The 24,130-nt window shown below is 68.6% G+C and carries 18 protein-coding genes; 1 reads left to right on the top strand and 17 read right to left on the bottom strand.

Annotated elements, in window-relative coordinates:
- Positions 1–36: 36 nt before the first annotated feature.
- Complete coding sequence (locus Q0Z83_RS54870; protein ID WP_317791498.1) at positions 37–1,053, top strand: hypothetical protein; 1,017 nt, start codon at positions 37–39, stop codon at positions 1,051–1,053.
- A gap of 234 nt (positions 1,054–1,287) precedes the next feature.
- On the opposite strand, the gene Q0Z83_RS54865 is transcribed toward Q0Z83_RS54870, so the two are convergent.
- The 17 genes from Q0Z83_RS54865 to Q0Z83_RS54785 all read right to left on the bottom strand — a co-directional run bounded on the left by Q0Z83_RS54865 (position 1,288) and on the right by Q0Z83_RS54785 (position 23,636).
- Positions 1,288–2,061 carry a GNAT family N-acetyltransferase gene (locus Q0Z83_RS54865; protein WP_317791497.1) on the bottom strand — a complete coding sequence of 258 codons (774 nt, stop codon included), beginning with the start codon at positions 2,059–2,061 and terminating at the stop codon, positions 1,288–1,290.
- 374 nt (positions 2,062–2,435) lie between these two features.
- Positions 2,436–3,530, bottom strand: a complete 1,095-nt coding sequence (locus tag Q0Z83_RS54860) for a hypothetical protein (protein ID WP_317791496.1) — start codon at positions 3,528–3,530, stop codon at positions 2,436–2,438.
- Complete coding sequence (locus Q0Z83_RS54855) at positions 3,527–8,221, bottom strand: coiled-coil domain-containing protein (RefSeq protein ID WP_317791495.1); 4,695 nt, start codon at positions 8,219–8,221, stop codon at positions 3,527–3,529. Before Q0Z83_RS54855 ends, Q0Z83_RS54860 begins: the two co-directional genes overlap by 4 nt.
- 1 nt (position 8,222) lies before the next feature.
- Positions 8,223–8,993 (bottom strand): hypothetical protein, encoded by a 771-nt coding sequence (locus Q0Z83_RS54850; RefSeq protein WP_317791494.1) that lies wholly within the window; start codon positions 8,991–8,993, stop codon positions 8,223–8,225.
- Complete coding sequence (locus Q0Z83_RS54845; protein ID WP_317791493.1) at positions 8,990–10,450, bottom strand: hypothetical protein; 1,461 nt, start codon at positions 10,448–10,450, stop codon at positions 8,990–8,992. Before Q0Z83_RS54845 ends, Q0Z83_RS54850 begins: the two co-directional genes overlap by 4 nt.
- Before the next feature lie 893 nt (positions 10,451–11,343).
- Positions 11,344–11,820, bottom strand: a complete 477-nt coding sequence (locus Q0Z83_RS54840; protein WP_317791492.1) for a MarR family winged helix-turn-helix transcriptional regulator — start codon at positions 11,818–11,820, stop codon at positions 11,344–11,346.
- Positions 11,821–12,231: 411 nt separating this feature from the next.
- Positions 12,232–13,320, bottom strand: a complete 1,089-nt coding sequence (locus Q0Z83_RS54835) for a M23 family metallopeptidase (RefSeq protein ID WP_449701873.1) — start codon at positions 13,318–13,320, stop codon at positions 12,232–12,234.
- Complete coding sequence (locus tag Q0Z83_RS54830; RefSeq protein WP_317791490.1) at positions 13,317–13,811, bottom strand: hypothetical protein; 495 nt, start codon at positions 13,809–13,811, stop codon at positions 13,317–13,319. The genes Q0Z83_RS54835 and Q0Z83_RS54830 overlap by 4 nt, the downstream gene beginning before the upstream one ends.
- Positions 13,808–14,116 (bottom strand): hypothetical protein, encoded by a 309-nt coding sequence (locus Q0Z83_RS54825; RefSeq protein ID WP_317791489.1) that lies wholly within the window; start codon positions 14,114–14,116, stop codon positions 13,808–13,810. Before Q0Z83_RS54825 ends, Q0Z83_RS54830 begins: the two co-directional genes overlap by 4 nt.
- Complete coding sequence (locus Q0Z83_RS54820) at positions 14,116–14,430, bottom strand: hypothetical protein (RefSeq protein WP_317791488.1); 315 nt, start codon at positions 14,428–14,430, stop codon at positions 14,116–14,118. The genes Q0Z83_RS54825 and Q0Z83_RS54820 overlap by 1 nt, the downstream gene beginning before the upstream one ends.
- On the bottom strand, positions 14,427–15,050 hold the full coding sequence (locus Q0Z83_RS54815) for a hypothetical protein (RefSeq protein WP_317791487.1): 624 nt from the start codon (positions 15,048–15,050) through the stop codon (positions 14,427–14,429). Before Q0Z83_RS54815 ends, Q0Z83_RS54820 begins: the two co-directional genes overlap by 4 nt.
- Positions 15,047–16,909 carry a type IV secretory system conjugative DNA transfer family protein gene (locus tag Q0Z83_RS54810; protein ID WP_317791486.1) on the bottom strand — a complete coding sequence of 621 codons (1,863 nt, stop codon included), beginning with the start codon at positions 16,907–16,909 and terminating at the stop codon, positions 15,047–15,049. Before Q0Z83_RS54810 ends, Q0Z83_RS54815 begins: the two co-directional genes overlap by 4 nt.
- Positions 16,906–18,480: a hypothetical protein gene (locus tag Q0Z83_RS54805; RefSeq protein ID WP_317791485.1), complete on the bottom strand. Its 1,575-nt coding sequence runs from the start codon at positions 18,478–18,480 to the stop codon at positions 16,906–16,908. The genes Q0Z83_RS54810 and Q0Z83_RS54805 overlap by 4 nt, the downstream gene beginning before the upstream one ends.
- Positions 18,477–19,991, bottom strand: coding sequence for an SCO6880 family protein (locus tag Q0Z83_RS54800; RefSeq protein WP_317791484.1), 1,515 nt, complete (start codon positions 19,989–19,991; stop codon positions 18,477–18,479). The genes Q0Z83_RS54805 and Q0Z83_RS54800 overlap by 4 nt, the downstream gene beginning before the upstream one ends.
- Positions 19,992–20,005: 14 nt before the next feature.
- A complete protein-coding gene (locus tag Q0Z83_RS54795) occupies positions 20,006–22,099 on the bottom strand; it encodes a hypothetical protein (RefSeq protein ID WP_317791483.1) in 2,094 nt (697 codons plus the stop codon).
- Positions 22,100–22,197: 98 nt separating this feature from the next.
- Positions 22,198–22,566 carry a hypothetical protein gene (locus Q0Z83_RS54790; RefSeq protein WP_317791482.1) on the bottom strand — a complete coding sequence of 123 codons (369 nt, stop codon included), beginning with the start codon at positions 22,564–22,566 and terminating at the stop codon, positions 22,198–22,200.
- A complete protein-coding gene (locus tag Q0Z83_RS54785; protein WP_317791481.1) occupies positions 22,566–23,636 on the bottom strand; it encodes a hypothetical protein in 1,071 nt (356 codons plus the stop codon). Before Q0Z83_RS54785 ends, Q0Z83_RS54790 begins: the two co-directional genes overlap by 1 nt.
- Positions 23,637–24,130 lie beyond the last annotated feature (494 nt).

Here is a 24,130-nt window from a genome sequence, read left to right as displayed (position 1 = left end):
CGAACCAGGCAACCCGCCTCCCGGTGAGGTGCGCTGATGGCGGACTACCGTCTCGCGTTCGTTGACGAAACCGTCATCGAACGCCGCAACCGCACCGGCGTTTACCTCTTCGCCGGCGTCGTCATCGATGGCACCGACCTCCCCGGCACCATCACCGCCGTGCGGCAGGCCACCGGCAACAACAGCTTCCACGCCACCGACCTGTACCGGCGCGGCTTCCACTCCCGGATCACCGCGCTGCTCGACACCATCACCGAGCACGCCGGCTGGACCTTCTACGTCGCCCAACCCATCGGCCCCCGCGACCGCGAACAGTCACGACAACAGGCACTCTCGCGGATGCTGCACCAACTCGACGAGCAGAAAGTCCACGACGTCATCGCCGACACCCGCGCCGGCCCCGACGAACAAGCCCAGACCCAGAGGGAAGGACGCAAAGTCACCGTCGCCGACACACCCGACATCGACACGTACAAGCGGCTGGTCCGCAGCCGGCAGATCAACGCCCGCATGCGGATGCTGCACCGTGACGACCGGCAGCACCCCGGCCTATGGATGGCCGACGCCGCCGCCTGGGCCCTGCAACGCGCCGTCGCCCACGACGACCCGCAATGGTGGTCCCGGATCACCGATACCGCCACCATCATCGACGCACACACCGGCCGCGAACTGACCGTGGAAAGCAACAGGGCCGCTCCACCACAACCTACAAGTGGCGAGCGCGGCCCCGAACACCTGAGCCAGAGTGCTCAAGCATCCTTGTTGTCATCACCACCCTATCCGCAATCTCACCGACCAGCGAACCAACAGACCACGCCCATCCACCCCCTGGCCAATCTGCTACGCCAAATCGAAGCAGCCGCCACCCACCACACCCAGCAACAGATGATCCGCAGCATCCGCAGCCTCAACCGCGTCATCACCGCCGTAGCCGACGCCGTCGACGCCTCCACGCAGTCGATGCCACCACGGCCCGCTCCTCCACCGCGCACGCCCGACCCCGGACTGGAGCCTTCGGCCGCAGCCGTCGACGCCGACTTGACCATCGAATAGGCAACATGCGGCAACGACAATCGAGAGCTTCCACGCAGCATCGCCACCCGAGAAGGCAATCGGAAAGTGGCATGATCCGTTTCGTGATCGGTGTTTCCCGTCCTTCGGTTAGGGTCTCGGCGGCCAGCCAGTGGTCTCCAAGGAGATTGCGAAGGCGTTCGGTACGGGCTTCCAGCGCATCGTCAATGCCAGAGCGCGGCCAGGCCCTCGCACCTGACCTCGAGCGCGGGTCCCCTAGCTGGCGTTTGGGCTGGTCGACGTGAGGTCGTAGGCAGTCCAGTCTGCGATCGGAACGTATCCGATGCGCTGGTAAAGAGCGTTGCTGGTGGGGTTGGCGGCGTCCGTGAAGAGGACGACGTCCGTCGCACCGGCGGCGAGCGCGGCTCTGCTCACCTCGACCGTCACGGCGGCCGCGTAGCCGTGACCGCGCAGATCCGCCGGGGTGTAGACGGGGTCCACTCGAACCTGGCCAGCGACCATCGGGGTCACGCCCGCCATGGAGACAGGCGTGCCATCCGGAGTTACCCAGAAGGTATAGCGCTTCTCAGCGAAGCGGGTACTGGGCCAGGAAGCGGCGTTGATGGTAACAACTTCCCCGACGTCTGCGGCGAACTCTCGGCACCAGCCGATGATGTGCTCGTGGTCCCGTTCACCCGCGAGTCGGCCGCGGCCGACTGGTGTGGATTCTGGCGGCGCCAGGACGCTGAGACGGTGCAAGCGAAGCTGGGCACGCAGTGTCGATTTGACACCTGTCTGCTGCCGCCAGGCCTCGGCAAAGGCAGCGGCGGTGTGGTGCTCCGCGCTGACGGAAGGAAGCGAGTGCCCGAAGGAAGTCAACTGGGCGACGAGGATCTCTGCTTGTTCAGGCGTGAGGGAGGTGACGCTCAGGCCGCGAGGGGGGAGACGGTAGAACGCGGCCTGGACCTCGCCGGCCTGCTCCAGGTAGCCGAAGATAGGGGCCGGAGTTCCGTCTCGTGCCGGCCCGAGCCTGCGCAGTTTCTCGGTCACCGTGAGTGCCATGGTGTGCAGGGCGGGTCGAGAGCGTAGGAAGTCTCCGGCGTGAGCGAGGAAGTCGCCGATGTCTTCGGTGAGGTGCCAGCCGTCCGGGCGCATACCTGATGATGCCCGGCGCGCTCGGCGAGTCGAAGGTGTCGGGGTCCTCGTTGCAGTGACTCTGGCAAGATTTTTAGTATCGGAAGATCATTTAGAGCGGCATCCGTCCTGAATCAGGGCGCCGTCACGCGACCGCTTGCCAGAGCCAATGGAACCCGTACGCCCAAAGATGACTCACCGACAGAAATCTGTCTCTCCATAGGCTGATCGGCTCGGTGTTCCCGGCCGCTTTTCGCGGCCGGGAACCCTCTTCGTGCATCTAGCCGAGCTCAGCCTGGCGCCCACCACGCCACATCAGCCAAGCCCAGGCGATCGATCCGTTCCTGGGGCACTCGTACTCGTGTCCGTAGCCGGTGAAGGACGATTTCGGGAAGACGAAGCGATTCGGCGGTGGCTACGGCGCCGGATGTTCTGGAGGGATCTGCTGTGGTGTCCTCACCGGTGGGCTCGGCTTGGGCCACTGCTTCCCACAGCGGAATCGCCATCGAGGCTTCAAGCCCAACTGCTGCAGCCTTGGTGGTGAACAGGTGCGCGGCCTCTATACCGGCGATGTCGACGTCGCCGGCGTAGAAGCAGGTGGTCGGTCGTACCCCGACCAGCTCGTTAAGCATCGCCAAATCGTGGACCAGAGGACCGACCGCGTCCCCGCTACCGAACAGGATCGCCGCATACGGGGATTCCGCTATTGCTCGCAGCGCTCTCCAGGCGGAGTCGAAGGTGGCCTTGTTCTCCACGACGAGCACGGGGCCGGTCGAGGCGAATCGGGCGACGCGCAGGTGGCCCGCTGGCGCGTCGCAGGCCAAGTCCTGCAGCGTCAGCCGGCCGGGGGCGAAGAGCGCGCCGTCGGTCAGGTGGGCCAGTCGCTTCTCGTCGCCGAAGATATGCAGCGAGCGTTCCTCGCGGGCCACCCAGCCGGGGGCGGCGCCGAGGGTGCTCTGTAGCCATCGGTTGATCTCCACTGCCGCCTCCCGCAGTCCCGCGGGCGGCCGTGAGGTGCGCATCCATTGGGGTGCCCAGCGGCGCATCACCGGTACCCAGAGCACGTCGGCGGGGTCGATCTGGGTGACCGAACCGCGTCGGTTCGCGGGGACGTCGATGCGGGCGGGAAGCGGTGGCAACGAGCGGTCCCACAGCCGGCCGGTGACGGTGGGCAGCGTGATGACGCCCTGTTCAGCGAGCTGCTGGAGGGCGTGGGCCAGGCGTGCCCGGCTGGCCCACGTGCCGGCCCAGGGGGCGTCGACCCGATTCCATAGCTGCCACAGTGTGCGGTTATCCACGCGCACCGCCCTGGCGCCGAGCAGTGCGGCGCTCAAGCCGTTCACCTGTTCGGCGCCTGGCGGTGGGGCGCCGTCGGCCGTCGTCACGCGGCGTCCTCGTCCTCGGTGAGCTCGTCGTTCGGGACCATGCCGGTGTCCGTCGGATCGGCCAGGTCGAGGGTGAGCTGTTCGTCGAACGCGACGGTGGCACTCGACATCACCGGCCACACGCCGGCTTCCCCCGTGTCGTTGTGGGCGGCATTCCATTCGACGGCGGAGGCGTACAGGGCGCCGTCGCGCAGTAGGTTCTGCAGGCGGCTGTCGTCGACGCCGGCGGGGACGACGAAGTTCGCGGTCGAGCGTCGGGAGACCCTCAGCTGTACGACGGTGGGGAACACTGTCAGCGCGCCGTTGTCCTTGATCCCGGTGAGCACGACCAGGGATACGTTCAGCGAGGTGGCGACGTCGCGGGCCAGTCGCAGGAACGCCGGTTTGGTCAGCTTCGCGAACGCGTTGTCCAGCAGCAGGGTGGTGCGGCGGTAGCCGTGGGCGGTCGCGCGGCGGGCTGCGAGGAGGCCGGCCAGGATCAGCGCGACGGTGACGCCTTCGCCGCCGGAGGTTTCCATGGCGACCTGTTCCACCGGCTTGTGTTCCGGGTCGAGCGGGTCGGATGGGATCAGGATCTTCGCCGAGAACCTGGGGGTGATCGCTTCCAGCAGTTCGAACATCGTCTCGTCGGTGTCGAACGCCCGCCGTCGCCCGTGCAGCTCGGGATCGAACCAGCGGGTCAGCGTGGAGAGGATGGCAGCGCGGCGCTGTTCGGTGGTCAGCGCGTCGAGCCCTGAGAGTCTGAGCAGCGGAAGTCCCGCCCACCTGCCCATGGCCGGGGTGTCGGGAAGAACCGAGTCCCGGACGGTTCCGATCACCGAGCGGCGCAGCCGTTCGATGCTGCTGTGCGCGATGTCCGCCAGACGACCGAGACGTTCCTCGAACGTCGCGACGTGGTGGGCAGTCGAGTCACGCCGGTTGACCAGGTCATGATGGTGGCGCACGGCCAGCCGGGCGAGGCTGGCGCCGCGGTTACGACGCAGGGTTTGCGCGATCTTCTCGCCAGCCACGACCTCGTCGGCGATGGTGTCGAGGGAGTAGGCCAGCCGGCCGAGCCGGTCCTCAGCACGGGCGTGGACCTCACGGACGGCTTTGACGATGGTCTCCACCGACGCTGCTACGGCCTCGACGCTCGCCTGGGTCCTGGTGCGCAGGTCCTCGGTCGAGCCGCCGGCTCCCACCGCGCTGATCAAGGTGGCGACCGCGGTGGGGGCGGTCGCGAGCACCGCCTCCGCGTTCAGTGCGAAGCGGCGGTCCTCCAGGTCGATGGTCTCGGTCAGCAGCTGGCCCGCGGCCAGCAGCGACACCTTCCCGTCGATCGCCGACGCCACGTTCGCCAGCACCTGCTGTCGGGCCGCGATGGTGGTGACGGTATTCGCCACCTGCTTCTCGATCTGCTCGGCCGTCGTGACGGCGTCCTTCGCCACCGTTTCCTGATCTGACAAGGCTGTCAGGATGGCTTCGGCGGTGACCGGATCGTCCGACCGCTCCTCGCCCGTCAGCGTGTCCGGGAAGGAGAGCGTGCGGTACTTCTCCGTGGTCGTATCGAACTGGGCCTTGCGCTGATCTCGGTTGCTCTCGCGTTTACCGACGAGGATGCCCAGGCGTTCCACGTCTCTGCGCAGACGCTCCGTCTCGGTGTCGAAGTCGGCCGAGGTCCGGGTGGGATGCTGCTCGATGAGGGCGGCGGCAGCGGCGCGGATCTCCTCGGGTTCGGACTGCAGCCGCTGTTCGACCGTACGCAGCTGGAGGGTGGCCAGGTTGAGCTGTGCGGTGAGCTGATCGTCGGTGAGGGCGCCCTTCCACCGGTCGATGGCGTCGCGGGCCTGCTGGGCGAGGGCAGCACGGTCGAAGGTCACCTCGACGTCGCCCTCGTCGTCGCCGGGCTGCAGGACACCGGTGGCCGCCGCGTCGGCCTCGGCCAGCTCGTGCCGGAGCTGGCCGACGGCCAGGATGCGTTCCTCGATCTCCGCGAACCGGGCCTGTCGCATCTCCTTGGCGGCTTCGAGGTCTTGGGCCGCCTGGTCCTGGAGCTTTCGCGCCTCGGCGAGATCGGTACGGCTCTTATCGAGCGCGGCGCGCAGCGACGGTTCCTCGGCGAGGGAACTCGCCAGCGACGTCAGCCGTTCCAGGCGTAGATCGCAGGCCCGCTGCAGTTTGCTCGCCTCGCTCAGGCGAGCGGCGACTTCATCGCGGTGCTTGCCCACTCGGGTGCGGTGGGTCTCCGCTTCGTCGAGCTGGCCTTTGATGTCGTTGGTGATGGCCTGGGCGGTCCTGACGCCTTCTTCGGCCTGTTGGAGCCTTTCTGGGCCGATCTCGGACTTCCATCGGTTGACCTCGCGCCTGAGTTGGACGGCCTGGTCGTACAGGCGCCGCGACGTGACCGTTGCCCGCTCGTGCGCGGACTCGTCATCTCGGCGCTCGGCGAGCTGCTGCGCACCGGCGGCGGCCGACCAGAACGCCTCGTGCGGGAGGACGGCCTCGATCGCCGTCTCGGGCTGCTGGTCCTGCCCGCCAGCATTGAGGTCGAGGCCGAAGGCGTCTGGGGCGCCGACCACGATCGGGCCGCCGAGCGCCTCGCGGTGTCCTTGCAGGTAGGTGACCACCTTCGGGAGGTCCTCCGGGACCACCACCACGATGCCGTCGGCGAGCCCGGGATGGGCGGTGGCGCCCCGTAGCGCCACCGTCTCGTCGAGGGTGGCCAAGAAGTCCCAGCCGGGCCGGGCGCCGAGCCCTCGGCCCCGCAGTTCCTCGCAGAGTTCGGTGATGTCGGCGCGTGCGGGCAACAGTCCGCGGCTCTCCAGCGACTGCGTCGCCCGGCGGGCCGCGGCGACCCGTTCGGCGGCCCGCAGGTGGTCCTGGTTGGCGCGTTCAGCGACCGCCTGCAGGACGGAGACGACGGTGTCGGCGTGATCGTTCAGGACGACGGGATCGAGATCGACCAAGCCGCTGGATTCGATGTCGCGGGCGAGTTTGTCGGTGGCGTCCTGCACCTGCTGCCGGATCTTGGTCGCGGCATCGAGGGCCGATTTCGCGTCCTTGTGCTGACCGGACAGCTTACGCACGGCGCTGTCGGCCTGCGTGAAGTCGTTCTTGGCTTCGGTAAGGGCGGCCTCGATGGTCTCGCCCGTGTCGCGCAGGCCTTCGGACTCCTGCCGCGTCCGGTCGAGAGCGTCGGCTGCCGGTTCACCGTCGCGCAGGTCGCCTTTGGCGACGGCGGCATCGCGCTGCCGCTGGATGCGGTCGAGCTGGCTGATCGCGCTGGTCTCGCGGGCGCTCGCGTCGCTGATCGCGGCCCCTGCTGCGGCACTGGCCTTGGTGGCGTGATCGACGGCTCGGTCGGCCTGCTGGTGGCCGGCCCGCGCTGCGGTGACGGCCGTCTGTTCCTGGGCGATGTCGTCGGTGACCCGGGCGTGCCAGGCACGCACGGCGGCTGCGGCAACCCGGCGCAGGGGTTCCGACTCGCCGGCGCGTTCCCGCAACATCCGCTGGATGCCGTCGATGTTGGTGTCGTGGGCTCGTTTCTGCGCGATCAGGGCGGCGATCCGGGCCGCCTCGACACGCTGCTGCGCCGCGGTGTAGTTGCCCCGTTCGGCCTCCAGTAGCGCTTCGGCTTGGTCATAGACGACGCGGTCGCGTTGCAGTTCGGCCTGTCGCCGCCGGCCCACGGCCCGCCGGTACTCACGTTCGGCGGTGGTTCGCTCGGCGGTCGCGGTGGCTTGCCGCTCTTTGGCGGTCGTCAGGGAGATGTCTCCGACGCGCTGTTCGCTCTCGATACGAGAAGTGGTAGCGAGCAGGGCGTCCAGCATCGCGAGCCGGCGACCGTCCTGCTCGTCGAGCGTGCCCATGAACTGCGTCAACAACTCGGTGTGCCCGACCACGTCGGTGAAAAACAGCTGCCGGCGCCGGTCGAGGCTGAACGAATCGGCGTCCCTGCCCATCCGGACCAGGTTGGCCGCCAGCTCCTCCTTGAGCGTCGGGTCCGCGACCGCCCCGACGATGCTGTTGAGGAACGACCGCGAGGAGGCGTAGGTGAACACGTGGTCCGCGGCGCCCTCGTCCTGGTTCATCGCCAGCAGCCAGGTCCGCACGAAGTCGACGTCGATGCGCAGGGTTTCCCGCAGGTGCTTGCCCCACTCGCCCTGATCGGTCTGCGTGGTGATCTCGGCGTCCGGGTGCGCGAGTCGCTGCTCTTTGAGCCAGGCCGCCCACTGCTTGGCGTCGCGCAGCTGGCCGTCCTCGCCCCGGACGGCGAGTCCGGCAAGGGTCAGGTCGGCGTGCATCGAATGGGCGGACCAGAGCAGTTCCTTGACGTCCTCGTCGGGCCCGGCGCCGGCCGGCTTCCACAGGCAGGCGCCGAGCAGGACCTTCCGGTGTCCGCGGAACGGGTCGTTGTGCGGGACCTCGACCTCGAGGATGACGTGGGTCGGGTCGCCGCCGGGCACGTACTGCTGGACGCGTTTTTCGTCGCCCTTCTTGTTCTGCCGGCGCAGCGACAGCCTGGGCAGGAACTGCGCCTTGTCCGGGAGCAGGACGTGGATCAGGAAGCCGAGCAGGGTGGACTTCCCGCCGCCGTTCTCCAAGCCGATGATGACGTGCCGTCCGCTGCCGAGGTCGACGACGAGGTCGGGATAGGCGACCTTGTCCCGGACGCGGAGGTTAATGATGCGAAAGCCGGTGATCGGTCCCATGTCAGGACTGGTTCTCCTCGTTGATGCTGGTGTGCTCGGGGCGCTCGTAGCCGGTGGCCGCGAAGTTCTGCAGGTCGGCGAACAGCTCCTCCAGGAACAGGTCGCGGTAGTGGGCCATCAGCCGCCGCCGCGGCCGGTAGACGGTCTCGGTCAGCGGGCGGCTGTCGCGCCGGACGGCCAGTGACTGCTGCTGCAGGAAGTCCAGGACGTCGGCGACCAGGTAGGTGGTGGTGGTGCGGGCGGTGCGCTCGGCGGAGCGGACCTGGGGAAGTTGCACCCAGTGCCACCACAACGGCCGGTCCTCACCGACCGGGTTCGGGGTGGCGGCCTCCTGCTGCAACGCGAACTGGCGGATGAAGTCCTCAAGGTCGGCGACCGGCACGTCCGGCACCAGTCGGGTGTGGTCCTCGACGTAGTCCTCAAGGTCGCCTGCGGTGGGTGCGAGAAACGCCAGCAGGGCGGGCACGACCAGCATCCGGGCGGCGCGATGCTCTTCCTTCTGCTTCTTGCCCCACGGCAGATCGGAGGATTTGCTGGGCCATGCCCAGGCGCTGTCGGCCTCGGCGAGCAGGACCAGCCCGGTCTCCGCGGAGGCGTGGGTGACGCTGCAGCCGGTGCCTTCGAGGATGTCGTCGAACAGTTGCCGGAACGTCTCTTCGCCGAGGTAGCGGGCCACGAGGCGGGCGTATTCGGCGGACTGGCCGGTGCGCCCGGGTGTCGCCGTGACGTCGAGGGCGAACACGAGCAGCCGGCCTGCGTCGATGCCGTTCATGAGGGGTCCTTCTCCTTGTCGGGGGCGGTCAGCGGGACGACGATGAGGTCGTCGCCAGTCACCGCGTCGGTTGCCAGTGGTGTGCTGGGGCGCACGACGCCGAAACGGGTGTGGTCGAAGATCTGAGGTGCATCGCTCTCGGCGGGGTCGTTGCCGCCGTAAGCGCCGGCGACCGCGACCGCCAGCGCCCACGGCACCCGGGCGCGCTGGGCCGCCGTGAGCTCCGGCATGGACCGACCGGCGGCCGCGGTGATCAGCTGTGACAGTGACGTCGGCGTGGTGATCTCCGCCAGGATCGCGGTCACCTCGGCGACGATCAGCATCGTGTCGTCGGCGTTCTCGTCGCGGCTCTCGCCCAGATCGAACGGGTCGACGGGGTCACCGGTGCCCGGTGAGCGTTCCTGGGGTTGGGTCCGGTTGATGACCGCCTGCAGGTTCAGCACCCGCGGAACACGCGGGCCGAGCAGAGCAGCCAGGCGTTGCTCCAGCAGTCGGACGACCGCGTGCGGCGGGTACTGCAGCAGCGGCTCGAATAGATCAGCCTGCGGGTTGATCGTCAGCCGGCGGAACGTGAACAGCTGGCGATCCTGCTCCTGCTCGTAGGTCTCCTTGACCGTCGACAGCATCGAGTACAGACGCGAAAGTGCGCGCAGCAGGTCGTTGAGGTGCTCGGTGATCCGCTGCAGCCGCGTCACGTCCGGCGCCCGGTGGTGCATGTGGTCGTCGATACCGGCGGCGAGCTTCTCCTCGGCGAGGATCTGCTCCCTGATCAGCACGAGCGCCTCGTCGACCTGCGGGATGACGTCCCGGGAGTAGTTAACTTCGCGGACGTTGCTGGTCATGCGCCGCAGCAGCCGGTCCAAGTTCGCCTGCACCGCATGGATGCTGGTGGCCCGCCGCTGAACCGACGCGGCCACCTCCTCGTAGTCGCCGCGCTTGAGCATCCGTTCCGACCGGTAACGCTCGGCCGCGGCCCGGTCGAACGGATCGAAGTCATGCAGGTTCTGGAAGACGTTGATGCCCTCGGGAGTCACCTTCACCCGCGGGTCCGTGGTGTCATCCCCACCGATCGCATGCACGAAGGCGAAGGTCTGCTCCGGGTGCTCCGCCCGGCCGTCGCCATCGAACGACAGGTACCGGTCCCGGAACCGGGTCTCCCGATTCCGGGCATTCATAAGCACACCAAAAATCGCCTGAGCGATATCGGCATGCCGCTGCGGCGGGTCCTCCGGGCACTCGAAGGCACACAGCGTCGCCAGCTCCGCGATCAGCTCACTCAACGTCCGCGACCCAGTCAGCCGATTGTTCTCGATCGCCAGATGCAGAGCCGCCAACAGGTGGGTGTGCAAGTCGTAGTCCGCCCACTCCGGATGCGCCCGCCGCAAAGCCCCGAGCGCGTCGAAGAGCGCCGCGAGCAAACCTGCCGTGACGCGTTGCCGTGGCTGCCAATCAGCCATGAAAGCGCGCAACGTCCCGCTCAGCGGAACGCCGCCACCTGTGTTCGTTTCCTGTCCTGACACGGCGGCAGATGTTAGGAGCGCCCTCTGACAAAAATGCCTGGCCTACGGACGTTCGGTGTCGTTGTCCACAAACGAAAGCACCCACCCCAACTGCAGGTTCTATGTTCGATATAAGCGCTCGGCATATCGGATTTTGGGCCTGAATGACTCCATGAACGCCCAAAGCGATTGCGTCAGTCAGCAGCTTTTCTAACGAAATGGTCAGACCTGACGAATGGGTCGAGGTGCACGTCAGCGCAGACGAGATCAGATTGCCCGAAGCAGCCGTCGTGGGCCGACATATTGGCCTGGGAGCCGAATCGGGGTTCCACGGACTTCGTCGAGGAGATCCTGGAGCGCATGTGGGTGCGGGGTTGGCGAGCCCGGCGCCCGGCTCGGCGGATCGCCGGTATCGGCCAAGGTGCACCCAGCTACGAACCAGGTCGTCCACCCTGTGACGGTGGTTTGGGGTGTGAGGCCCGTGGGTCAGAAGGGCGGTGGAGCGGCGACCTGGCGGGCCTGCCGGGCGTGGCGGATGACCTCGCCGAGCTGATCGGCGCGGGCGGCCGCGGCGACCTCTGCGGTCAGCGGCTTGAGTTTGTCTGCGCTGACCGCTGGTCCGGCTCCATCATCGAGGCGACGTGCACGGTGGTGAGTCCTTCGCGCTGGCGGCCGTGTTGTCCCTCGACTGTGGTTGATTTTAGGTCTCAGTACCAGCGAGGTTGTCGACCGGTCAATGAACGCGAGCACATCAGTGACGTCGGTTGGGAACCGAGGGATGGCGAATCTCCGACAGCGGCCTCGCGATCAAAGAGCCGCGTCCTTGGTCGCTGCTGTGTTGACTTGCCCTGCTACGCGGCGGATTCCAGCGTTCGGGTGATGTGCAGGATCAAGGCGACCGCATCGCGGCTGACTCCATCGGGTGGATTTTGGAGGAGTCGTTGCGCTTCGGTGATGAGCCGGGGCCGGACATCTGTGATGAGGCGCAGTCCTTCAGCGGTTGGGTGCAGCAGGATTCGCCGTTGGTCTTCAGCGTGGCGTCCGCGTCGGATCAAGCCGCGATTCTCGAGGCCGTTGGCGCAGATCGAGACGGCGCCCTTGGTCAGGCAGGAGATTTCGGCGACGGTGCGGGTGTCGATGGGGCGACGGCTGATCGCGAGTTGGAGAACGTCGTAGCTGCTCCAAGTCAGCTCAGCATCGCTGAGGACGACGCGTTCCAGTTCCCGGCGGATCAGGTTGCTGGCCCGGCACAGCGCGGTGATGCCGCGCAATGTGGCTGGTGCGTCGGCGGCTTCTGGGACATGGTCCGTGTGGTGGCCGGTAGGCACGTCGAGCTCCGTCCTGCTTGAAGGGGTATGCCGCGCTGACGGCGAGACCGGTGTGCTGAAGTAGGTGCTCGGTTGGTATGTGTCCACGGTGTGTGCTGTGGGTTGTCATCTGATTCGGTGCTCGTCGGAGGGCAGTTCTATCGCCGCGTGCGTCGGCTTCGGCGATGTCGGTGGTCTACGGGTAAGCGCTGTGCGGTGTTGCGCTGTGACGAGTTGGCAGGATTACCGGCGAGGATGCGGCTGTAGCGTGCCGGCCGGTCGGTCATCGCGACGCTCAGCCGCATCGCGAACTCTTCTCTCGAGCCGCTCGTCTCTGAGGAGGTCTTATTGGCCCTTGTGAGCGATGCTTCTGGATAATGGGCGTCGAGCGGAGCAGAATAGGCGGTGAGGGAATTGTGTCGTGGAGTTCAGTCACTCGGATTTACCTAGCGGTGCGCCTGCGTTCTTCATGAATTCGACGGGGTCCGTCGCGTTGTACGACCGCAGCTGGCAGCGGACTTTCCCGCAGCTGACATCGAGGTGTACCTCGTAGTGCAGGTGGGGCCCGGAGGAGTGGCCGCTGCTGCCGGTCAGGCCGAGCGTGTCTCCGGCCTGGACCTGCTGGCCGTATTTGACCGACGGTCGCCGGACCATGTGGCAATAGCGGGTAGCGACGTTGTCAGCGTGCAGGATTTCAACGAACCATCCGCAGCCTTTGGTGGTGTCCGGGTTCCCGTCGATGTTGCAGTTGCCGGTCGAGCCGTCGCAGTCGGCGTAGACGACTTTGCCCGCGGCGGCGGCGCGGATGACGTCGTTGCGGTCGGAGCCGAGATCGACGCCTTGGTGCGTGGGTCGTTGCGAGGTGCGGAAGCCGGAGACGACGCCGTCGGGTACCGGCTGGGTCCAGCCACCGGACGTGATGATTGCGGGTGTGCCGCAGTCGGCGAGGCTGGCGCCGGGAAGGTCGGTGATGGAGGCGGCACCGGTCACTGCCGCGACGACGTCTTCGGCGTCGTTCTCGAAGTTCGCGTACCGGTCGGGGAAGGCGCTGCGCTGCACTTTCTGGGCGGCGACCGTCAGGGGCAGCGTTTGCCAGTCCTTGACCTTGACCAGCGCGTTGTAGAACTTGGTAGAGGTGTAGACCGGGTCGATGAGCTGCTGTGGCGTTCCCCAGCCTTGGCTGGGCCGCTGCTGGAACAGCCCGACCGAGTCGTGGTCGGTTACCTTGCTGGTGTTGATCAGCCGTGATTCGGTCATGGCGGTGGCGACGGCGATGACCCAGCCGCGGGCTGGGATCTGCTTCTGCTGGCCGACGGCGACGATGATCGCGGCGTTGTCGACGGCGGCCGAGTTCCAGGTGCCGACGGCACCGACATGGTCGCGGATGTTCGCCTGACCGGACGCGGCGACCGTGGCGCAGCTGGCTTCGGCGGGTTCGTCGCTGGTGGCCACCAGGACGCCTCCCACGCACAGCAGCAGCGGCAGGACCGCGATCACCGCGATCCACTTGAGCGTTTTCATGACGGCTCCGGGGCGGGGGCTGCGGTGGCGATCAGCCACCGGCCGCTGGCGGCGACCACGGTGACCCGGATCGGGCCGGCGTCGGTGGGTACGTCCACGACTACGGTGTCGGTGGTCGAGGACACGGGGCGGGGTGCGCCGGTCAGTGTGGTGGCTGCGACGTTGGCCGGGTCGGTGTCAGCGAGCATCGGGGCGTAGGCCGGCAGGACCAGCGGTTGCACTCCGGCGAGCCAGGTCGGCTGGTCGAGGGTGGGCCGTGCCCACGCCTGCACGTAGCCGGTCGCGGCGTCGATCGCGGCTGGTGCTGGTGGGGCGCTGGGTGCGGCGCCGGGCCCGTCGTCATGGTCGTGGTCGCCCTCGTCCACCGCGGGTACGGTGCTGCTCGCCGCCGTGTCGGCCGGTACGGGATGTGGCGTGTCGGAGCTGCTACAGCTGGCGGCGAGCAGCAGCGTCAGGATCGCGCCTGATGTCGACAGCGACGCGGTTTTCATCGCGGTTCCTGCCGCTCGTTCATGGCGCCGAGGGCGTCGTTGACGATGCCTGCCATGCCGCGCAGCAGGTGGTGTAGGTCGACAAGGGCTGCTGTCCGCTGCTGGTGGGTGACGGCCAAGTGCGCGTCCAGCATGGCGGCCTTAGCAGCCACCGCTCGAGCGCTGAGAGCCCTCAGCACAGCGAAGTACCGCTCATCGCCGTCGGCCGGCAGTTGATCGCTGTGCTCGGCGGTCGCGTTAACACTGTGCGGTCCGTACGCGTTCGGGGTGTCCGGCGCGGCCACGGTTGTATGGGTGACGGTCATCAGGCGCCCATCTCCGGGTCCTGGGGATCGGCCTGGTCGCGGTCGTAGTCGCCGTCGGCCTCGCCGTCGATTTCGTATTCCAGGCGCTGCTGGCGTTCGTCCTCGTCCAGGTGCTGGGTGTCGGTGTCGTCGGCTGGATCGAGTTCGTACTCGGGTTCGGGCACGATGTCCTCCGTCGTTTCGGGGTCGGTTTCGGGTTCCTCGTCGCCGCTGATGCGCTGGTAGAGGTTGTTGATGTCTCTGCCGATCAGCCGCAGGGTGCCGTTGAGGCGGTCCCAGTCGAGCTCGGTGGTGACCGGCGCCGGCTGGCTCATGACGCCTCCTCACTCGGTCGCCCGGCAGCAGTGGTTTGCGGCCGGCCGGCCAGATCGGCGTTGGCGGCCGTCGTGGCGGTGTCCGTCCAGTCGTCGGGCCAGCGCAGGTCGAGGGTGTGATCGGTGTGTTCGCCGTTGCGGCAGCGCGTGAAGTCATCCCAGTCCCGCAGCCGAGCCCGGCTGCGAGCGAGGCGTTCGTGCCAGATCAGCGGTTCGTCGCCGCGGGCGTTGTCGTCGTAAGCGGTGTGCCACCCAGCCGCAAGCGCGGTCAGCTCTTCAATGAGTGGGCCGTGCCGGTACCAGCAGGTGGGGATCTCTTCGGCGATCTCGTAGCGGTCGACGAGCCAGCCGACCCAGTCGATCAGCCACGCCCACGCTTGAGCGGCGGCGTCGCGGTCCAGGTCGTCCCAGCGCAGCGGCCACGGCATCCCGGCGGGTGCCTTGCGCTGTCCGCCTCCGGCTCCGCCGGGGCGGGCGGTGACAGCGTCGCGTAGTTCCAGGTGCTGCCGGTGCAGCGTGTCGACGGCGGCGGTGAGCCGGTTGAGGCCTGCGCCGAGTTCGGCGATGGCGACCATGTCCGGCGGGGCGTCGGGTGGCAGCTCGAAGTCGTAGCCGCTCATCGGCTGCCGCCGTCGGCCAGCATCCGGCGAAACGCCGCACGCCCTTGCTTCAGTTCGCCGGCGTCGGGGCGTTCGTACCAGGCGGGAATCGTCAGCTCGATCGGCGGCAGGTTGCCGATCAGCGCGATCGCCCGGCCTTCATCGAGGGTGCGCAGGTCCGCCAGGTCGAACAGGTTCTCCCGGCGGGCGGACTCGTTGACACTGGCGCGGCCGCTGCCCCAGGAGGCGCCGGAGGTGATGTCGGTGATCTGCCCGGCTACCGCCTGGGCGTCGCGCAGCGCGGCGGCATCGGTGGAGGCGCCCATCAACAGCCACGCGTTGGCGGAGTCGGCGATGGCCTGGCCGCCTTTGTCGCCCCACCGCTGGCGCAGCTGATGCCGGTTCTGCGCGAACACGTCGACCGAGATTCCGGAGCCGCCGCCCTCGCTCATCAGCGACGGCAGCGACGGGATCGGGGCGATGTTGGCGATCTCGTCGCCCACGAAGTACAGGGCGGGTTCGATGCGGTCGCCGTCGCTGCGCAGGGCGAGCCGGCGGGCCTGGTAGAGGATGTCTTCGCTGACCGCGGCCATCAGTGGCGCTATCAGGGCTTGCGCATCGCGGGTGCCGACCAGGTAGAGGGTGCCGGATTCGCGCAGCCAGTCGACCGGCTTGAACTCGGTGCCGCGCGGCGGGGAGCAGGCCAGCAGCACGCGCGGGTCGTTGAAGGCGTCCAGTGCTCCGGATACCACTGATTGGATGGTGTCGCGGGCGCGGCCGGTGGTTTCGCGGTGTCGGGTGAGCCGGTCGGCCCAGTTGTGTACGCCGTGGTGGCGCAGGATCCGCTCGGGGCGGGCGTTGTTGGGGTTCTGCGACCAGGACAGAACGTCGATCATGGTGGCGTTCTCGTCGAGCGCCGCCGCGTGCAGCAGGCCGCGCAGGATCGTGGCGGCCTGGTCGCGGAACCAGCGGCCGTTCTCCACGCTCTCGTCGCCGATGCCGGACCCGTCGGCGAAGCCCTGGGCGCGCAGCATCGCCACGATCTGGTCCTGGGCGCCCTCGATCGGTGACCACCGCAGCCGGGGAACGCCGGGGATCTCGCCTTGTGGTTCGAAGATGTGCGTTGGGCCGATCTTCGACCGGTGCTGGTAGGTGATGGAGGCGACGTCGAGCCGGGTTGAGGTGGTCAGCACCGCGCCGCGGGCGTCGACGACGGTCGGGATCACCAGGCGGGTGGTCTTGCCGCCGTAGCGTGGGACGGCGGCGGCGAACCTGGTGTATTCGTTCGCCAGGTAGAGCGGCTCACCTGATACGGCATCGTTGCCGAGGAAGCGGGCGACCTCGAGGGGGTCGGTGCGCCGCTGTTGTTTGGCGGCGCGGGTGGTGTCGTCGTCGGCTTCGGTGATGGTCAGGCCGGGCCGCACGATGTCGACGCGGGCCAGGACCGCTGTGGCGGTCAGGGAGGCGTCGATGGTCTTCTTGCGGGCGAACCCGGCACGCCGGACCCGGGGCCGGGCGATCCGGGCCAGGCCGAAGAACCAGCCGAGCAGCATGCTCAGCAACAGCAGCAGCCACAGCGGGTAGAGCAGCCAGGCCGGTGCGACATCGGCACGGGCCGGTGCCGGCCAGGCCTGTGCCGGGTCGCCCAGGTGTACCAGGATTCGGAAGGCGATGCCGGGCGCATCCGCCGGACCGGAGTCCGGCCAGGCCAGGTGAGCCAGCAGACCGCCGATCTGCCCGGCCAGCCACAGCGACAGCATCCCGGTGGTGGTGACGATGACGGTGATGACCAGCAGCACGACGCGGACCCAGATGTCGGCGCGCATGTGGCCTTGCTGCGGCGGGCGGTGTCCGGGCGCGGACAGCGGTGCTTTGCTCATCGGCCGGTCCGTTCGCCGGCGGCGACCGCTTCGAGGCGCTCGTCGAAATCCTGCGCGGTGAGGTCGTCGGCGGGCTCGGTGGCCTCCATGCGGCTGTCGGTGTGCACCATCGCCGTTTCGATCGATGACAGCTGGTGCTTGACCACGTAGGAACGCACGCCGATCTTCCACAGGCCGACGCCTTGGCGCAGGTAACGCAGCAGGCCGGTTTCGGTGTCGGAGGTGCCGAGGAATTCGCGGGCTTGTTCCAGGCTGCCGGTGGCCTGCCGGTAGGAGACCCGGACACCACAGTCCTCGATCAGCCCGCGCGCGATGCGGACCTGCTCGGAGTCCGCGGCCCCGGAGGCGGCCAAGTCGCTGAACCGGTGGAAGGCCAAAACGTTGGCGATCCCGAACGCGCGGGCGAGTTTCAGCTGCTCGCGCATCCGGCGGATCAGTGGCAGATGCCGGGCCACGAGGGCGAATTCGTCGTAGACGCACACCCTCGGTGGCGCGTCCGGCGCCGACAGTTCGGTCTCCAGCCACGACTGGGCACACGTCATCGCCATCGCGGTCATCGCGTCGGATGCGCGGATCGTGCGCAGATCCAGCACCGCTCCCGGCTGCCCGAAGTCCAGCCTGGCCGACGATTCGGCCGGACCGTCGAAGACGCCGCCGAGCGCGCCGCCGATCAACCGCTCCAGGGCAAGCCGCACCCGGCGGGAGTCGGCGACAAACACGTCCGTCGGGTAGTGCAGCTGGTCGAGGCGGTGCTGCCACAACTGCGGGTTCCCGGCCGCGGCGAGCACCGTGCTCAAGGTGGGGGTGGCCATGCGGCTGGTGGTGGCGTCGCCTTCGCGGGTGACCGCGTCGACGGCGTACTCGATCAGGCTGCGTTCGGCTTCCTGCAACGGCCCGCCGAGCTGAATCTCAAGGAGTCCTTCCAACAGCAGCAGGCGCCGGGAGCGTTGCAGTTGCAGCCACTGCTGTTCGGTCTGCTCAGGGTGCCGGCGGATCCCGGCGAGGGGGTTCATGACCACCCCGAGGCCGGGACCGAGCCGGACGGGGGTGATGCCCGCGGCGGTGGCGAGGTGTTCGTATTCGCCTTTGACGTCGCAGCAGTAGAACTTCGTGCCGAACGGTATCCCCCGGAAGGCGAGGGTTTTGAGCAGGCTGCTCTTGGCCGTGCCGATCTCGCCGGTCACCGCCATGTTCGGCGCCGACAGGGCTTTGTGCCGGTACAGCTCGTGCAGGGAGAAGGTGAAGGCGCTGCGGCTGTAGACCTCCATGCCGATCAGGGGGCCGTCGATCGGCAGGCCCGGATCGGTGACGAACGGATACACCGAGCACAGCTGAGCGCTGGTGGTGACCAGTGGCGGCAGTCGCAGCCGCCAGGCGACCCTGCCGGCCGCGCGGCCGCTTTGGCCGCGCCAGCCGGTGCGGGCCGGGCCGAGCAGTCGTTCGGTGTCGCGGTCGACGGCGCGTTGCTGCCGCTGGTATGCCTGTTCGGCGTGGGCCAGGTCGCGGGCTTCGGCGACCTGCTGGATCTGGTCGGTGAGCGATCCTTCGCGGCGCAGCCGGCGGGTGCTCATGCGAACCACCCCCGCATCGGCTTGAGGCCGCGGGCCAGCGGGAGTGCTCCGGCCAGGAAGGCCTGGTCCTGTTCCCCGGCCAGCGAGACGGCCTCGCAGCCGGAGCGCGACAGGATCCGCTTGACGGCGCGCACGTCGCGGTCGAGGTCCTTCTCGCTGGCGGCGGTGACGGTGACCAGCAGCGCGTACCGGTAGCGGACGTGGCCGCGGGCCTGTTCGGCGTCGATCTGCTCAACCGCGCGGGCCTCTTCGCGTTCGGCGGCGGTCTGTACCAGTCGCAGCTTGCGTTTGGTGAGATCGTCACCGGCCTTGGCGACCTTCTCCCGGCGGGTCGCGAGCGCGGCGAGCTGCGCCGGGACCGGCTGGGCGACCAGCGTGACCGACCGCCGGCACGTGGTGCGCATATAGAGAGGTGTCAGCCAGGTCGGTGGCACCTGCTGGCGGGGCATCTGCGCCACCCACAGCGTTCGCGAGTAGCCGGAGTCGTGCTGGTAGGTGTGCCAGCCCAGGGTGCGGGCGGCGACCGGGCCGGCCAGGCGTGGGGCGACACCGGCCGGGGTACGTCCGCCACCGGCGGGGGTGCTGCCGCGCAGGTCGATGACTTCTTGGTCGTCGGGGTCGAACTGGGTGTGGATCACCCCGGCGTAGCCGCGCGGGGAGAGCCAGCCGCCGGTGGTGACCCCGGCCTCGGCGACGGCCGCCTCGATGCCGGTGAGCCGGTCCAGGATGACCGTGGCGATCGCGGTGTCGGTGCCACCGGCATCAGCGATCTCCCCGGACAGCCGGGCGATGTCGAACACCACGCTGAGATGGATCTCGTGGCGTTGCGCGGCCGGTGCGGCGGCTGCGGTCAGCTCGGCCAGCGACTCGTACGCGGCCGAGGTGGTATCCACAGCCCTGTGGATGAGGAACCGCTGGGCGCGGTTGCCGGAGTCCGGGACCGCGCGGGCGGTGACCGCCCACCGGATCAGGCCGGAGTCGGCGTACTCGCTGCCGAGGATGTTGAGGACCTGTGCCCAGTCGGTCAGCCGCTGAGTCTGTACGTCGCTGTCGGCAAGGATCAGGTTGGTGCCAAAGCACAGCAGCGCCGCGGTCACCGTCTTCTCCTTGCGGTGGTGCAGCAGGCCGATCTCGGTGGTGCCGTCCGCCGCCACCGCGGGCAGCCACCGGTAGGCGGCGGCCGGGCCGGGCAGCTCCAGGTGCTCGCCGACGGTGTTGGCCCCGTACGGGCCGCCGCGGAATTGGTGCTGGCGGGTCCAGCGCTGGATGAGTGCAGCGATCACGACCGGCGTCCACTCAGTGATCCGTCGGCCTTTGAACCGCAGTAGACCGAAGGTGACCAGCAGCAGACCGAGGGCGAACATGCCGATCGCCGCCGGCTTGTTGAACGCGAGCAGGTTCAGGCCGGCGACGGTGGCGATCAGCCCTGCGACCACCATGCCGATCTGCGACCAGGTGAATCCCAGTACGGCGCCCCGCGACGAGCGCGGCGGAAACTCAAACTTCGTCATGGATGTCTCCCAAGTCAGAGGGGCACGATCGGGGCGTCCGCCACTGCGGAGGCACCCCGGGCACCGCCTGCTTTCGCCGCCCCGCCACCGGACTCGCCGGACCCGGAGGCCTGCTCGTTGCTGTGCTCGCCACCGGAAGCCGGTGCTGACGTGTCGTCGTTGTGCCCGTGGGGTGCTGTCCCGGCCGGGTCGCCGCTGGCCGCAGCACCCGAGGACTGCCCGTCTGCCTGGCCACTGCCGCTGGCAGCCGGATCACCGGAGGCCGCGGTGGTGCCCGCATCGGTGCTGCCGTCAGCGCCGTTACCGCCGGAGCTCACACCCGTCGGGTCAGACCCGGCGGCCGCCTGCGGTGTTAGCGGAATCGATCCGCCACCGCCGTCACCAGGTGGAGTCAGCTGGCCGCTGGACAGGGTGTGTTGGGCGCTGCTGTTGGCGGCTCGGACGCCGTCGGCTTCCTGAGCGTTCGGGTTCTGCTGGGACTCCGCGCCGGACTGGTCGTCTTGGCTGCCGGGTGCGTCGGTCACTGGTTCACCGACGCCGCCGCCGTCCTGTCCCTGGCCGGCCGCTTGCGCCACATCGCGGCCGGGACCGGCGCCGATGCCGGTCATCTGCCCGGCCGGGTTGGTCGGCATGCTGGAGGCGTTCGCGTCCATCACGCCGGCGGCGTCATCGCCGCCCCCGCCCCCGCCGCCGCTGTCATCGCCTCCGCCGGCGCTCTGGGCGCCCTGGCGGAATCCGTCGATGGCGTTCGCGCCGATCATCAGCGGTCCGCCGAGCGCGGACAGCATTCCGTGTGCGTTGACGTCGGACAGGTAGCCGTCCCACATCGACGTGAGCTTGAGCAGGATGAACGGTGCGAGCACCATCAGCCAGATCAGCAGCATCGACTGAAGGACGGTGCTGAGGTCATCCGACTCGTAGGTCGAGCGGCCTCCGTAGATCCACAGCTGGACGATCCAGTATTTGCTGCTGGCCAGTGCGTTGACGGTCCAGAACCAGCGGCGTGGCCAGTGCCGGGTCTCGTCCATGACGAAACCGGTCATCGCCATCGCACCCAACAGCGCAGCGCCGGTGGTGAGCACGCCGCGGAACAGCATGATGATGAACAGCAGGATCAGCCCGACGATGCCCAGTAGCCCGAACAGTCCGGCCAGCAGCAGTGTCCCGGTGCCGGCGGTCAGGTTGGTAAGGGCAGTGACCGGTTTGGAGGCGTCCCACGGCTTATGGGCGTTGGCCTCGAGTGCCGCCACCGCTGCCTGGTCCCAGGCCGCCACGATGACGTAGGCCAGACCTCCGGCGAAGGTGATGCCGAGTACGGCTTTGACCAGGCCGCCGAGTGTCGCCAAGGGCGTTGGTCCGCCGCGTAGCCGCAACCCGTTGACGATCGTCGCGATGATGAAGAACACGAAGATCAACATGACGAGGGTGCCGGCGACGGAGTTGTAGACGCCGTAGAAGGCCCGGTCCGGGCTGGCGATCGACGTTTCGGTGAAGACCAGCTCAGCTAGCTTGCTGAGCAGGTACACCTCGGCCTGTACGACTGCGTCGACCAGACCTTGGATGCCGGATCGGATCCCGTTGGAGATCGCTTCCTTGGTGCCCTCGGTGATCTGGCAGCCGACTTCGACCTTCCCGCACTCCTTCGGCTGCGGATTGGGGTCGTAGGCTGCCGCCGTCCACGTCGCAACCTGCTGGGAGCATTGGGTGTGTTTGTCACGCCACAGGCCGAAGCGGGTGGCGTCCTTCTCGTTCTTCATCTGCTCGCCGAACAACCCGCATTTGACGAGGGCGGTCAGACCGTCCTTGTCGCTGGGGCCGTCCATCAGCACCGACGCGGTGCCATCTGCTGGCGGCGAGTCCACGGTGACTGAGGCGGCCGCACACGAGGCACGGTCCTCATCGCTGGTCGCCTTGCTGCACTGGGTGACCCAGTGCGATGAACTTCCAGCCGGCGGCGTCTCGACACGGACCGCCCACGGCATGCACCAGGCGACCGATCCGGGTGCTTTCTGCGCACACGCGGCGTCCACCGGCGCCCGGGGGGCCGCATCGACGGCCTGGGCCGACCCGAGGAGAAGTGCCACACCGGCCAGCGCGGCCAGCAGCACCCGCCACACGCGTCGGCCCGCAACCACACGCGCCGAGCCGGGCCCGCTGCTGCCCGCCGGCGGGCAGGACCGGCTTTGGAGAGTGGACATCGCGGCCATCACTTGGCCAGCAGCACGGCGACGATGGTGGTCGCCGAGCCCACGATCACCGCGACCAGCCCGGCCTTCCACATCATGCTTTTGCCGCGGTCGGAGATGATGTGGGCGCCGAAGATCGGCCCCACGCCGAAGGCGATGGCGCCCGCGAGCAGCCCCGACAGCGCCGCGATCACGCCCAGGAAGAGCAGGGCGTTAGCCATGTCGTAGAAGATCCCGGTCTTCGGAACCGCGCCCGGGTCAGGCCGGATCTGGTCCCAGTCGAAGTCGAACGGCGTGCCCGTCGGTGTGGGCGTCGGGTCAGCCGGTGCCTGCACCACAGCCGTGTGCAGCTGGGCAGCAAGGTCGTAACCGATCGTCGTCAGCGGCATCAGGCACGCTCCTCGGAGAAAGGAGCCAATACAGGGCGACCGGCGGTGCACCGTTGCAGCACGGCGTCAGCGACGTGCACCAGCGCGGTACGCGTGCGCCGGCGCAGCAGCCGCGGATCGATCGGCTCCGGTTGGGCAAGGCGCGGGTCGTACGGCACGCAGAGCACCGCCCCCGCGACGTCATCGGCCTGCCGCGCCACCGCGCGCACCTGACGCGGTACCGATGGTGAGGTGGCCATGATCACCAGCACGCTGTCCCGGGCGACGCGAGCGTTACCGGTAGCGGTCAGGTGGGTCAGCAGCCGCAGCGAATGCCGCAAACCGTCCGTGGTGGCCCGGCTGACCAGCACCGGCACCGTCGCCGCGGCGAGGCTGCGCCACACCAGACCCGTCGCCGCTGGGGCGAGATCCCAGATCGTCAGCGCGAACAGCTGCCGCAGCCGATCCGCCAGGGCGGTGGCCTCGTCCGGGCGCGGAGGTCGCCGCTCCTTGCCTTCGATCTCACCGACCAAAGCCAGAAGCCCGGACGGGCCGCGCTGGACCCACCGCTCGACGTCCGCCCGACTGTTGAGCGAGCCGAAGTCGCGCACGGTGTCCCAGACAGTGGCCCAGTTCTGCCGGCCGACCCGGGCACCGAGACCGTTCCACGGCGCCGACACCATGTCCACGGCCAGCACCGGTTCCGGCACTGCCAAGGCAAGCAGCCCACCCAGCGCCGCTGCCAGAGTGGAACGGCCTACGCCGCCGTCGGCGGAAGAGATGGCGATCGCCGCACCAGGACGCAGTGCAGCAGCATGCCGCCAAGCCCGCTCGGTGACATCCGCGGGCCCGAACTGATTCGGGACCGGCCGGGGCTCGTGCACAGTCGCTCGCTGCACCGGAATGTCCGAGACACCGCCGGCACTCGTCGCAGCCTTAAAGGGAAACGGCGGTGCGGGAACAGCCGCGACGGCGCGTGCCGGCGGCACTGCCGTCGGAAGATGATGCGTCGTTGTGGCCGCGCCGACGCCAGCGCTGGGGTCGAGATTGCGGTCGCGGGTGAACTCAGACGGCGGGTCAGGCAAAGGCATGCGTTTTCCCCCGGAAGCTGATCGATGACCGGTGGCGGGCCGGCAGCATTCCGATGGGGTCGAATGCCGCCGGCCAACTCCCTGGCACGACCGCCTTCAGCGGCGGCCGGTGATCGGCTTTGTCAGCACGCCCGAGGCGAACCTCCTCGCGTCATGGCGTCCCGTCGGGCAGCCCCGGCGCAGCTGCGCACCCATACGGCACAGCTACCTGGCACACCGCCAGCGCGCCCCCCCGCGCGTCCGGTGACCGCCATCAACGGGCGTTGATCACGTGATCGACGATGCCGCTCGGAACAGCTCGCGAATAGTTGTCTGCGGTTGTCTGTGGTTGTCCCGCACTCGTCCGTATCGCTTCTGACCTGCTCTTACGGCGACTATCTGGCATCCATGGCGCGGGGCCGGTAAACGCCCCTTCACCGAGTGGGCAGGAGCCGCCGGCCCTATGATTCGACTCATCAACGGCTTCGCCGTGGGCGCGATTCGCACTTCCCGGC

It is taken from the genome of Actinoplanes sichuanensis, assembly GCF_033097365.1.
Taxonomy (GTDB): domain Bacteria; phylum Actinomycetota; class Actinomycetes; order Mycobacteriales; family Micromonosporaceae; genus Actinoplanes; species Actinoplanes sichuanensis.
The sequence above is the reverse complement of the archived record's forward strand: the minus strand, read 5'-3'. Positions and strand labels throughout refer to the sequence as shown.

Coding starts and splice junctions, on each gene's coding strand:
- Q0Z83_RS54835 (WP_449701873.1), bottom strand. CDS start 13,320: ATGAAAACGCTCAAGTGGATCGCGGTGATCGCGGTCCTGCCGCTGCTG.
- Q0Z83_RS54850 (WP_317791494.1), bottom strand. CDS start 8,993: ATGAACGGCATCGACGCAGGCCGGCTGCTCGTGTTCGCCCTCGACGTC.
- Q0Z83_RS54870 (WP_317791498.1), top strand. CDS start 37: ATGGCGGACTACCGTCTCGCGTTCGTTGACGAAACCGTCATCGAACGC.
- Q0Z83_RS54810 (WP_317791486.1), bottom strand. CDS start 16,909: ATGAGCAAAGCACCGCTGTCCGCGCCCGGACACCGCCCGCCGCAGCAA.
- Q0Z83_RS54800 (WP_317791484.1), bottom strand. CDS start 19,991: ATGACGAAGTTTGAGTTTCCGCCGCGCTCGTCGCGGGGCGCCGTACTG.
- Q0Z83_RS54815 (WP_317791487.1), bottom strand. CDS start 15,050: ATGAGCGGCTACGACTTCGAGCTGCCACCCGACGCCCCGCCGGACATG.
- Q0Z83_RS54820 (WP_317791488.1), bottom strand. CDS start 14,430: ATGAGCCAGCCGGCGCCGGTCACCACCGAGCTCGACTGGGACCGCCTC.
- Q0Z83_RS54855 (WP_317791495.1), bottom strand. CDS start 8,221: ATGGGACCGATCACCGGCTTTCGCATCATTAACCTCCGCGTCCGGGAC.
- Q0Z83_RS54825 (WP_317791489.1), bottom strand. CDS start 14,116: ATGACCGTCACCCATACAACCGTGGCCGCGCCGGACACCCCGAACGCG.
- Q0Z83_RS54805 (WP_317791485.1), bottom strand. CDS start 18,480: ATGAGCACCCGCCGGCTGCGCCGCGAAGGATCGCTCACCGACCAGATC.
- Q0Z83_RS54785 (WP_317791481.1), bottom strand. CDS start 23,636: ATGCCTTTGCCTGACCCGCCGTCTGAGTTCACCCGCGACCGCAATCTC.
- Q0Z83_RS54790 (WP_317791482.1), bottom strand. CDS start 22,566: ATGCCGCTGACGACGATCGGTTACGACCTTGCTGCCCAGCTGCACACG.
- Q0Z83_RS54845 (WP_317791493.1), bottom strand. CDS start 10,450: ATGGCTGATTGGCAGCCACGGCAACGCGTCACGGCAGGTTTGCTCGCG.
- Q0Z83_RS54830 (WP_317791490.1), bottom strand. CDS start 13,811: ATGAAAACCGCGTCGCTGTCGACATCAGGCGCGATCCTGACGCTGCTG.